The organism is Acinetobacter sp. 226, from assembly GCF_048147925.1.
GTDB lineage: Bacteria > Pseudomonadota > Gammaproteobacteria > Pseudomonadales > Moraxellaceae > Acinetobacter > Acinetobacter pecorum.
This window is the reverse complement of the sequence record NZ_JAYWYX010000009.1, coordinates 70,918-82,727: the sequence shown is the minus strand read 5'-3', so window position 1 is coordinate 82,727 and position 11,810 is coordinate 70,918. Positions and strand designations below refer to the sequence as shown.

10 protein-coding genes are annotated in these 11,810 nt (G+C 43.1%); 7 read left to right on the top strand and 3 right to left on the bottom strand.

Annotation, left to right across the window (positions count from 1 at the left end; all coding sequences use genetic code 11):
* The first annotated feature begins 67 nt into the window (after positions 1 to 67).
* The 6 genes from VXP95_RS05865 to VXP95_RS05840 all read left to right on the top strand — a co-directional run bounded on the left by VXP95_RS05865 (position 68) and on the right by VXP95_RS05840 (position 5,982).
* Positions 68 to 1,090, top strand: a complete 1,023-nt coding sequence (locus tag VXP95_RS05865) for a type I glyceraldehyde-3-phosphate dehydrogenase (protein ID WP_416706229.1) — start codon at positions 68 to 70, stop codon at positions 1,088 to 1,090.
* 192 nt (positions 1,091 to 1,282) lie between these two features.
* Positions 1,283 to 1,594, top strand: a complete 312-nt coding sequence (locus VXP95_RS05860; RefSeq protein ID WP_064096635.1) for a hypothetical protein — start codon at positions 1,283 to 1,285, stop codon at positions 1,592 to 1,594.
* Positions 1,595 to 2,077: 483 nt separating this feature from the next.
* The gene (locus tag VXP95_RS05855) at positions 2,078 to 3,244 is read left to right on the top strand and encodes an ATP phosphoribosyltransferase regulatory subunit (RefSeq protein ID WP_416711662.1); all 1,167 of its coding nucleotides are present in this window, start codon (positions 2,078 to 2,080) and stop codon (positions 3,242 to 3,244) included.
* Positions 3,245 to 3,314: 70 nt separating this feature from the next.
* Positions 3,315 to 4,634, top strand: a complete 1,320-nt coding sequence (locus VXP95_RS05850) for an adenylosuccinate synthase (protein ID WP_064096637.1) — start codon at positions 3,315 to 3,317, stop codon at positions 4,632 to 4,634.
* A 153-nt stretch (positions 4,635 to 4,787) separates the two neighbouring features.
* Positions 4,788 to 5,096: a hypothetical protein gene (locus tag VXP95_RS05845; protein ID WP_064096638.1), complete on the top strand. Its 309-nt coding sequence runs from the start codon at positions 4,788 to 4,790 to the stop codon at positions 5,094 to 5,096.
* 112 nt (positions 5,097 to 5,208) lie between these two features.
* Positions 5,209 to 5,982: a M48 family metallopeptidase gene (locus VXP95_RS05840; protein WP_064096639.1), complete on the top strand. Its 774-nt coding sequence runs from the start codon at positions 5,209 to 5,211 to the stop codon at positions 5,980 to 5,982.
* A gap of 170 nt (positions 5,983 to 6,152) precedes the next feature.
* Here the strand turns inward: VXP95_RS05840 and slyD are convergent, their stop codons facing one another.
* The 3 genes from slyD to VXP95_RS05825 form a co-directional block, all read right to left on the bottom strand.
* The gene (slyD, locus tag VXP95_RS05835) at positions 6,153 to 6,635 is read right to left on the bottom strand and encodes a peptidylprolyl isomerase (protein ID WP_064096640.1); all 483 of its coding nucleotides are present in this window, start codon (positions 6,633 to 6,635) and stop codon (positions 6,153 to 6,155) included.
* Between the two features lie 136 nt (positions 6,636 to 6,771).
* A complete protein-coding gene (locus VXP95_RS05830; RefSeq protein ID WP_064096641.1) occupies positions 6,772 to 8,058 on the bottom strand; it encodes an NAD(P)/FAD-dependent oxidoreductase in 1,287 nt (428 codons plus the stop codon).
* A gap of 243 nt (positions 8,059 to 8,301) precedes the next feature.
* A complete protein-coding gene (locus VXP95_RS05825; RefSeq protein WP_144725031.1) occupies positions 8,302 to 9,615 on the bottom strand; it encodes a D-alanyl-D-alanine carboxypeptidase family protein in 1,314 nt (437 codons plus the stop codon).
* A 175-nt stretch (positions 9,616 to 9,790) separates the two neighbouring features.
* On the opposite strand from VXP95_RS05825, the gene VXP95_RS05820 reads away from it, so the two are divergent.
* On the top strand, positions 9,791 to 11,494 hold the full coding sequence (locus tag VXP95_RS05820; protein ID WP_416711661.1) for a M61 family metallopeptidase: 1,704 nt from the start codon (positions 9,791 to 9,793) through the stop codon (positions 11,492 to 11,494).
* Positions 11,495 to 11,810 lie beyond the last annotated feature (316 nt).

Here is an 11,810-nt window from a genome sequence, read left to right as displayed (position 1 = left end):
TAATGTACGGCGCCAGAAATCCTTTAACATAGAAGAGTTCTAAAATAGGCATATTAAAGGTTGAGTCATGCAACGAGTGGCAATCAATGGATTTGGGCGTATTGGACGGAATGTACTACGTGCATGGTTTGAAAATCCGAAAGATTTTAACTTTGAAATCGTAGCCATTAACGATATTGCCGATGTTGAAACCCTGATTCATCTGTTTAAATATGACTCAACCCATGGCCGTTTTTCAGGGCAGGTAGATCTTAGCTATGATGCTGAACATATTTATCTGCATATCAGCTATAAAGATGCCGCTTTAAAAGTACAGGTTTTGTGTGAAGCCGAGCCGGCAAAACTGCCTTGGCAAAATCTGGCTGTAGATGTGGTGCTGGAATGTACCGGGCTGTTCCGTTCCCGTGAAGCCGCGACCCAGCATATTCAGGCAGGGGCGAAACGTGTGATTATCGGTGCCGCACCTTTTGATACGGTGGATGCTGCGATTGTCTATGGTGTCAATCATCATGAAGTCAAAGCATCGGATCAGATCATTTCCAGTGTTTCTTGTACTACACAGGCTTTGGTACCACTGGTCAAAATTGTCGATGATGCATTTGGTATCAATAGTGCCCTGATGACCGAAATCCATGCTGTTACGGCGGATCAATCGGTGCTGGATCATGCACATCGTGATTTGCGTCGTGCACGTGCCTCGGGCCATAACATCATTCCTACAACTTCGAGCGCACTGGGTGCCTTAAAGCGGGTAATGCCGAAAATGGAAGACCGTATCGATGGTTATTCGATTCGGGTGCCGACTATTAATGTCGCTGCAATTGATTTGACCTTTGTTTCTCAGTTACCGATTACCGATCACAAGCTGAATGAAGTTCTGATCAAGGCTGCCCGGCAGGACTTCGCAGAAATCATGGCGGTAACAGATGAGCCTTTGGTATCCAGTGATTTTAATCATTCTCCATATTCACTGATTGTGGATTTGACTCAGACGCTGGTGGTCGGACACCAAGCTAAAGTTTTTGCCTGGTATGATAATGAATGGGGCTATGCCAACCGTTTATTAGATTTATGTGAATCATTTCATTAAGTTCGAGTTATTTAAATCTCTAAAGCACCGAAGATAAGGTGCTTTTTTCATGTCCAGAATATTTTGCCAGCCAATTTTTAGGAGAATTTGGCTGTAATTGATCGAAAATCAGTATTTGAAGCTGAATTAGTTAGATTATCTGCAGTATTTTTCGTTAAGATAAAAACAATAAAATGAAATAAGAGCAAGCACATGATGATGGTTTGGGGTTTTATTATACTGCTGACTTTGGCGGTGATTTTTCTGATCTGGCTGCAGTTTAATCAGAATGATGAGCCACGTACCGAGCAAGGTGTGCCAGTTGAAGAAAAAGTCGCGCATCTTGAAGAAAACTTAAAAAAGACTCTGGAAATTATGCAGGATCTGGCCAAAAAAATGCATGTCCAGCAGGAAGTACTGGATCAGACCACAACAAAGCTTCAGCAGGTTGAGTTGCAAAATGCGGAGCTGGTCAGTTTACTGACTAAAGTGGTTGATCCCCAGAAATCATCCCACCCCCTTTAGAGATCTTTTGAAAGGAGGCAGTACCAGACTATAGAGAGCATTCAGCCAGATAAAACCATTTTGCATAAACTGTGAAATGGAGGGGATAAAGTCAAGTACTGGCACAGCTGATAGACCCAATTCTCATTTGATTACGCGCGATTGTTTTTCAGACGCGGATGAGCATATCTGGATTCTGATAATAAGTTCCAGATGCATTATTTAACTCAAATTCTCTGCCGTCACAGGATAAAACTGAAATCTCAGTGTAAACGGTAAAAATTATGATGGGACTATCCTTGATTTAATGCTGGGTTTTGTGTTTTTAAGATGCAATAAAATGCTGATAGTTGACACAATTGTTGATCCTTTCATCAGGTGGCGAAAATTATAAAATTTGCGATGCACAGCCAAAACTATCGTGCTAGACTAGGAGAAATCGGGTGTGCTCCCGATTTTTTTATGCGGATTCGTTCCGCGCTGACAAGAATTTAGGTTTACAACATGCCCATTTCAGAGACATGGTTATTACCTGATGGTGTAGCTGATGTATTACCAGAACAAGCGCAAGTCATTGAAAGCCTGCGCCGTAAATCACTGGATTTCCTTGCATCTCGAGGTTATCAGCTGGTGTACACGCCATTCATTGAATACATCGAATCTCTATCTTCTCTCTCAGAATCGAATCAAGATTTAGACTTAGCCACTTTTAAGGTGATCGATCAGCTTTCTGGTCGTTTACTTGGTGTGCGTGCCGATATGACACCACAAGTGGCTCGTATTGATGCGCATGTACATCCAGTGGAAGGTGTTGCACGTTACTGTTATGCAGGAACTGTCTTGCATACCAAACCTCGCGGTTTTAATACCTCGCGTGCGCCACTACAGTTGGGTGCAGAGCTATTTGGTTCAGACAGCATCGATGCCGATGTTGAAATGGTCGACTTGATGATCAGTCTGATTCAGGAGGCAGGCCAGGCAGATGGTATTCATCTGGACTTAGGTCATGTCGGTTTATTCCGCAGTCTGGTGGCTCAAGCAGGATTGAACAAAGTTGCTGAACAGCAATTATCTGATTTATACCAACGCAAGGCTTTACCGGAATTAGCAGAATTCACGGCAGAGCTGAAATTTGGTCAGGATTTTTATGCACTTGGGCGCTATGCCAGTGACCTGGATGCATTGCAAGCAAATCTAAGCGCTGAAGTGCTGGCAAATCCTGCATTCAAGCAAGCTTTTGATGTACTACAAATCACTAGGGATGAAGTTCAGACCCGTTGGCCAAACTTGAGCATTGGTATTGATGTAGTTGAATTGCGTTCGTACCATTATCATACTGGTCTGATGTATGCCGTGTATGCGCCGAACCGTGCAGCTGCACTGGCACAAGGTGGCCGTTATGATGGCATTGGTGAGCATTTTGGGCGTGCCCGTCCTGCAACCGGTTTCTCGTGTGACTTATATGCTTTAAGTGCAGGCCAGTTTGATACGATACAGGTGGTCGTTGCACCTAAAGGCAGCGATGCAGAACTTCTGAAGGCGATTCAGAACCTCCGTGCACAAGGCTTGAGTATAATTCAGTTACTGGGTAATGATGATTTAAACTCAGTACCGTATGCAACTCACCAGCTGGTGCGTGTAGATGGCGAGTGGACAGTCAAAACGATTTAATTGCTTGGCTCAGTGTTCATGTCACTGAGTGGGGCTTTCAACTTTAACAGCATGATGTAATGAGGCTATTATGGGCAAGAATGTTGTGGTACTTGGTACCCAATGGGGCGACGAAGGTAAAGGTAAAATCGTCGACCTGCTCACAGATCAAGCGGCAGCGGTAGTTCGTTATCAAGGCGGACATAACGCAGGTCACACTCTTGTGGTTGGTGGTAAGAAAACTGTCTTACACCTCATTCCATCAGGTATTTTACGTGAAAACGTATTGTGCTTAATTGGTAACGGTGTGGTTCTTTCTCCTGAAGCGCTCATCAAAGAGATGGACATTCTTGAAAAAGAAGGCGTTCCTGTTAAAGAACGTTTACGCATTTCTCCAAACTGTCCACTTATCCTGCCAAACCACATCGCACTTGATCAGGCGCGTGAGAAAAAACGTGGTAATGCGAAGATTGGTACGACAGGTCGTGGTATCGGTCCTGCATACGAGGATAAAGTGGCACGTCGTGCAGTACGTGTTGCTGACCTGGTACGTGGTGGTGAACATCTTACAGCTCAGCTGACTGAACTTCTGGACTACCATAACTTCCAGTTAACTCAATACTACGGTGTTGAAGCAGTTAAACTGGAAGATGTGCTGGCACTGTGTGACGAATGGCGTAAGGTTGTTGCTCCACTGGTTGTGGACGTAACTACTGAGTTGCATAACTACCGTAAAAACGGTGACAACATCATGTTCGAAGGCGCGCAAGGTTCACTTCTTGACGTTGACCACGGTACATATCCGTATGTAACTTCTTCGAATACAACTGCTGGTGGCGTAAGCTCTGGTTCAGGTCTGGGTCCTTTGCACCTTGACTATGTACTGGGTATTACTAAAGCGTACACAACCCGTGTAGGTGCAGGTCCATTCCCAACTGAGTTGGTGTATGACGCTGCAAATGACACAGGTGATGCGATTGGTAAACACCTCGGTACGATTGGTAATGAATTTGGTGCCTCTACTGGCCGTCAACGTCGTTGTGGTTGGTTCGATGCTGAAATTCTACGCCGTTCAGTCGATGTAAACTCACTTTCTGGTATTTGCCTGACTAAACTTGACGTTCTAGACGGTTTGGAAGAAGTGAAAATCTGTGTAGGCTATGAAGCTGCAGATTCTGGTTGTGTCGGTTCTTCTGATGCGCTTGCATTCGAAACTTTAAAACCGATTTACGAAACTATGCCAGGCTGGTCTGAGTCAACTTTTGGTGCGAAATCACTGGATCAGTTGCCACAAGCTGCATTGAACTATGTAAAACGTCTTGAGCAATTGATTGAATGTCCAATCGACATCATTTCAACGGGTCCAGACCGTGAAGAAACCATCATTCTTCGCCATCCATTCGATGCTTAATTTGTTTTAAGCTTCAATAAAAAAACCCATCTTAGGATGGGTTTTTTTATAGGTTGAAATTATGTAGTTATTTCAAGACTAAAGTTGCATCGGTAATCCGGCGTGATGTGCTTTAACATATCGATATATAAAGAAAGAAAAATGAGCATCAGGATGCAAAAAAATATATCGGCGACCATGTTTTATTCATTATTATTCGCGATGGGCGGGGCACCAACAATTGCCATGATGATTATTCGTGCGCAAACCCAAAATCCTGAGATTATTTATACTGCACTCATTGGTCTCAGCGTCATTATTGCCTGCATTCTGGTGCCTGTTATCTTGCTACAAAATGCTTTTTTATATTTCAAACGTAAAGATGAAATACTTGAACAGAAAATAAAACCTCTCAGTCAGGTGTATCTGGGCTTAAATATTATTTGTCTGATTTACTGGTTAGCGATACAGTACTTGGCTTAAAAATTACATAATTTATAAGAAGATGGAGTAATTATACGTTTAGCTACTGCATGCTTTCCCTTATAATTTTTACAATGTAAATTAAGCTTGAGCTAAGGTAGAGTTAATTATAATGAAGAATAAACTTTTATTAAGTATGGCCACTGCCACAGTGGTGACATTGTCGGGTTGTACTACCATTGCCGATATTGCCGGGGCGGATACTGCGACTTTAAATGCATCTGCCAGCCAAAGCTATAATGCCATGGTGAATGATGCGCGCAATAAAGGTCAGCTGGATACCAGTTCAGCCACATATAAACGTATTAATACCGTGTTTAATCGCTTGAAGCCGATTGCTAACCAAATGAATCAAACCGGTACGCCATTCCAGTGGCAACTGGCTGTACTTAAATCTGACCAGGTCAATGCCTTTGTTGCCCCGGGTGGTAAAGTCGTATTCTACACTGGTATTGTGAATAAACTGAATCTGACTGATGCTGAAATTGCAGCAATTATGGGTCATGAAATGGTACATGCCTTAGAAGAGCACTCTAAGCAGAAAATCGGCGCGCAGGCCCTCACTGACCTGGCCTTGGGAATTGGCCTGAGTGCAGCAGGTGTAGGTCAGGGCGGCGCTGCAGCTGCACAGCTGGGTAGTCAGATCGGGATTGGTTTGCCGTACTCGCGTAATCTGGAAAGTCGTGCTGACCAAGGCGGTTTGATGCTGATGGCGCGTGCAGGCTATAACCCGAATGCAGCCATTACCCTGTGGGAAAAAATGAATAAATTAGAAGGTGGGGGCGGAGTCGCTTTCCTGTCTACGCATCCATCGAATAGCCAGCGTATTGGACAGATGCGTCAACAGTTGCCAGCAGCAATGCAGATTTATAACCAAAACAAATAATCCAATGATTATTCTTTGAAAAAAGATCTTGATGGGATTAAAAGGGCAGGGTATTGATCCTGCCTTTTTTATGGCTCATTTTTTGATGGACATTGTTTGAGTTATTTTTCTTGGCAACAAAAAAGGGCAAAGTTTGCACTTTGCCCTTTATCACACCCGATCAGAAGATCTTAGTGTTGGTGACCACCTGCACCATGTACATGGCCGTGATCTAATTCTTCTTGAGAAGCTTCACGAACAGATACGATTTCAACTTCAAAAGTCAGATCTTGACCAGCAAGTGGGAAGTTAGCATCAACAACAACATTGTCGCCTTCAACTGCTTTAACAGTTACGATTTGCACGCCGTCATCAGTTTGAGCCTGGAACTGCATACCTGCTTGAATATTGTCTACGCCTTGGAACATTTGCGCAGGAACTTCTTGAACTAGGTCTGGATTGTATTCGCCATAACCTTCAGCAGCTGGAACGTTTACAGTGAATTTATCACCTACAGTTTTACCTTCTAGCGCGTTTTCTAATCCTGGGATGATATTACCTGCACCGTGCAAATAGGCAAGTGGTTCACCTTGAGATTGATCGAGAGTTTCACCCTCTGCGTTAGTCAATGTGTAGTGGAAAGAAACCACGTGGTTATTTGCAATAGCAGTCATGTTAATTGATCCATTCAATTTTTTAAGGGTACATCATAAAGTGAAATTGCGTTTTTGTAGACTAAAATTAGCAAAAAAACGCAATTCGACAATTTTATTGACGATTTTTTCATTGATTGGGTCAAATTCTGGAATTTCAATGCAATTTCAGCTTTGGAGATATTTTCCGTGTAACAAAATCTTTTGCGGTTAGAATGCCCGCATGCGCATACCCATGAATGGTTGCCTGATGAATCCGGTACAAGGACACATACATTGATTTGGCGACAAAGCCTTGCACATTGACCTGACCGAGTAATTCCCCAACGGCTTTATTCTGACTTAGGGAAATGAGTGAACCCTTGTCAGAAAATTTAAACATGGGCAAATAGTTTTCCTCATTGATCCGGGCTTTTAAGGCATTGGCCAGAAAGTTGGCCTGCTGGCTGGCGACTTGTGCGCGTGGACCCAATACCGGTTCATCTGCTGCAGGTTGGCAATGTGCACAGTCACCAAAAGCAAAGATGTCTGGATCAGATTTGGTTTGCAGGGTGGAATAGACTTTCAATCGGTGAATATTGTCCTTTTCCATATCTTGTAGTTGCACTAAGACTTCAGGTGCTTTGATACCGGCGGCCCAGACTTTAATCTCGGCATCCAGACTTGAACCATCTGCAAAATAAATCTTGTCTTCATCGACCTTGGCCACCCGATGACCGGTCAAGACTTCAATGCCAAACTTTTCCATTTGTTGCATGGTGTGTTCAGCAACTCTAGGTGAGAGTGCCGTCAGAATGCGATCCGCCGCTTCAATTAAGGTGATTTTTACTTTTTTCGGGTCAACCTTGTTTAAACCATATTTAAAGAAATTATGTTTGGCTTCTACCAGCTCCGCTGCCAGTTCTACTCCGGTTGCTCCGGCACCAATAATCGCGATATTCAGTTCACGATTCGAAGCTTCATGCTGTGCGTTCAGATAGAGATGCAACATGTCCTGCTGAAAAACATCCGCCTGTTTACGGCTGTCGAGAAAATGACAGAACTGTCTTACCCCTTCGGTATTAAAATCATTCGAGGTAGAACCCAAGGCCAGTACCAGTGTGTCATAGGAAATATGCTGGTTTTTCTTGGATTGGGCTGTTTTGGAGAAATATTCTGTTTCGACCAGAATCTGTTTGGCTTCACGATCTAGTCCTGTGAATGTACCCAAGACAAATTCATAATGATGTGCTGCTGAATGAGCAAAATAATTGGTTTCTTCTTGATGTGGATTTAAGGTACCTGCAGCCACTTCATGCAGCAGCGGTTTCCAGATATGTGTCAGTTTTTGATCGACCAGAATAATCTGGGCCTTACCGCTTTTACCCAAGCTATCACCCAACTGAGTCGCCAGTTCCAGACCACCGGCACCGCCACCCACAATCACGATTTTATGTGCTGTCATATATGATTAACCTGTTTATTTTTTTAATAAAAATAAGAGAAATAGAAAGAAAATATACTATGGCATGGGCCAGATCGCGTCTTGGTTAAAATTGTTATACACATTACAAAACGTAGCAATTCTGTGAGGGCAGGTAAGTTTCCCTGTCTTGAGGGTGTGAGGCAGGGAGAAAGGAAAATCTGCCAGAAGATCAGCGAAAAAATCTTCTGGCTTAAAGAACAGTTAACTTGACAGCTAGCGCTATTATTTATTTAGAGGATAAAGCTTTACGCTTGGTGTAGAGTCTGAAAAGAAAGTAAATAAACCTTGCAGCCAGCTAAAGAATTTCTGAAACAGGTTAGCTTCTTCAATTTCGACATGATCTTCAATCAGGATAGTACGGATTAACTGGTTATTTTGATAGACCTGAATGGTTGCCAGAGGCATGATAGTCGCCAAGGGCGCAATGAGCTCAGATGCCTTTACTTCCACACTGATATGCGTCTGGGTTTCTTGTAAAGGTTCGATACTTCTTAAAATGCCATCACCAGTATTCAGCATAATACGTTGATTGGTCTGGTCGAATTGATTCAGGTCGATACTATACCCCTGATCATATAAAGAGGTGGTAATAATCTGCGGTTGCTTGGTCTGCACCTTAAACATTTTTAAGGTTGATTTGATTACAGGCAGCTCAGCCAGTAGCTGTTTATCTTTGATCGCTACTTCATTGCGGGTATAGGTATAGGCCAGATTCATCAGCTTATGCGATACTTCAGCGCGTTTTGCCGCACTTTTAGTACCCAGTACTACCACAATCAGACGTCGGTTCGGCATTTCAAGATCTGCCGTGACACGATTGGCCGTCAGCGCCAGGTTGTAGCCTGCTGCACGGGTAAAACCGGTTTTTAAACCATCCACCGTAGGATCTACCTGAAGCACACGGTTGGTTGCGCGATGAAAATGTCGGTTATAGGTAAAGCTTGGCTGTTTGGAATAATACAGATAATCCGGAGTTTCATTGACGACTGCCATAGATAGTCTGGCCAAATCTGCGGCAGTAGAATAATGTTCAGGCATGGTAATACCTGCCGGATTCTGGAAATTGGTATGCTGCATGCCCAGCATTTTGGCTTCCTGATTCATGCGTTCAACAAACTGCGGAATACCACCCGAAATTTTCTCAGCCAGCGTGACTGCAGCATCATTGGCAGACATGATAATTAAGCCCGCCAGAAGCTGATCGACTGAAATCTGATCACCTTCTTTCAGGTACATCTGTGACTCATCCCACATCACAGTTTTCACCACAGAAGTCGCGGTTAAAACTTCATTTTTATTTAATTTTCCGGCCTCAATTTCCTTCAAGGCAATATAAGCCACCATCATTTTGGTTAGCGAGGCCGGAGCACGCTGAACATCAGCATTGTGCTCGGCAATAACTTGACCAGATTGTGAATCCAGAATGGTCCAGGCTTCAGCTTCAACGCTTTCAGGCACAATATTGAGTAGGGCAGCATGGGAAAATGCAGAAATAAATAAACTGAAAACCGCAATCAGTGAGATGATGTATTTCAATGGTGTTCCTTGATAACCCGCTGGGTGTTGAACGATTTAATTTTCACGCATGCTATGCCTTTTTTATACAGATAGCTAGTCGTAAATGTAGACAAATAAGACAGCTAAACCATCCTGGCTTAAAAAATGCTAAGCTAAGCTATATCTCATTTATTTTAATTTTATATCGTCTATTATGTTGCATTATCAAATCGAATTTGACGATTATCGTCAGCATCTTATTCACGTAACTGTGCGCTTTCTTGCTGATCCGACGCAAGTCTTGTCATTGCCGACCTGGATTCCGGGAAGCTATCTGATCCGGGAATTTTCCAAACATATTGAAGCGGTCAAGGCTTATGATGAAGATGGGCGCCAGCTACAAATCCAGAAGTTTGAAAAGAATAAATGGCGTTTATTCAATACCGATCATGAGCTGATTACGGTGGAATATGATGTCTATGCCTATGACCTGTCCGTTCGTGGTGCATACGTGGATCAAAATCGTCTCTACGTGAACCCGGCTTGTGCATGTCTGGGGCTGGAAGGTCAGGAAAATAAAGAAATTGAACTGGAAATCTTCCTGCCAGATGAATTAAAGCATTTCCAATTGGCAACAGGCATGCAGGCCAAAAGTCTGGTCAAAGGCCGTTTCACGCTGAAAGCTAAAAACTATGCCGAACTGATTGATGCGCCATTTGAGCTGGCAGAACAAACCCGTTTCAGTTTTGATGCCAATGGGATTCCACATGAATTTGTGGTGTCCGGTAAACACGCCATGAATGCTACGCGTATGCAGCAGGACATTGAAAAAATCTGTCGTACAGAAATTTCCATGTTTGGTTCAGCACCGTTTGTGGACTATACTTTTATGACGATGGCAACCGGCAACAGCTATGGGGGGCTGGAACATCCGAACTCGACCAGTCTGATTTCACCACGTGATGACTTGCCGAAAGCCAATGAACCTGAAGAACCTTCAAAAGATTATCAGCGTTTCCTCGGCTTATGTAGCCATGAATATTTCCATTCATGGTTGGTGAAGTTTATTCGACCTGAAAACTTCGTGAACTATGATCTAAACAGAGAAGGCTATACGTCTTTGCTGTGGATATTTGAAGGCTTTACTTCCTATTACGATGATTTGATTTTGCTGCGTAGCGGCGTGATTAATCAGGAATCGTATATTGCTTTGTTAAAAGCACAGATTGACCGTTATTTGCAAAATCCGGGACGTGCGATTCAGTCAGTGTCTGAATCCAGTTTTGATGCCTGGGTGAAATTCTACCGTCAGGATGAAAACTCCACTAATGCCGGAACCAGCTATTACAACAAAGGTTGTCTGGTAGCGCTATGTCTGGACTTGGGACTGCGTTTACGTGGTTCAAGTCTGGATGCCTTAATGCGCCGTTTGTATGAAAATGCGCAAAATGGTATTCAGGTGCACGAACGGACAATCTTTGAATTATGCAAAGAACTGACAGGTGATGATTGGTCAGAACAGATTAATCACTTGATCAATACGACAGATGAACTGCCGCTGGATCAGCTCTTACCTGAGTTTGGTATTGGTTATAGCCTGAAAAATGACAAGTCTTTGCCATTCGGCTTAAAGCTGGCAGATAAGCCGGAAGGTGTACTGGTTCAATCTGCGCGTCGTGATGCTGTGGCTGTACAGGCCGGTCTTTCTGCCAATGACATGATTATTGCGATTGACGGTCTAAAAGCCACCACCAAGCTTCTCGAAAGCTATGCAAAACAGAACGGTAGTTTTACAGTATACGCGTTCCGTCGAGATGAGCTGATGACTTTTGAAGTTCAGGCAGGCGGTGCTGAACTGACCGAAGTTGAACTGAAAGTTGAAGATCAGGCCAAAGCTGAGAAATGGTTGAAAGCTTAATTCAATTTAAAACTTTAAAACCGATGCTTAGGCATCGGTTTTTTATTGACTAAATATCAACATGATATTTATTTGATGAGAGGTCAGGAAGTTCCATTGAATTTAGCTGCGATTTAATGATGCTGATTCCTCATTTGAATTCATAAAATGCTAGTACGACCATTATTGGCTTTGCGTTCTGCTATAGCAGTCAATGTATCGCAAAGACCTCTTGGTCCTGATTAAACATCTGGTTAGCTTGCTGATCCAATGTAAAGCTCCTTTTTTGAATACATTTTATTTTTTAGATCACTAAATATGAATCGTAAATGGCATT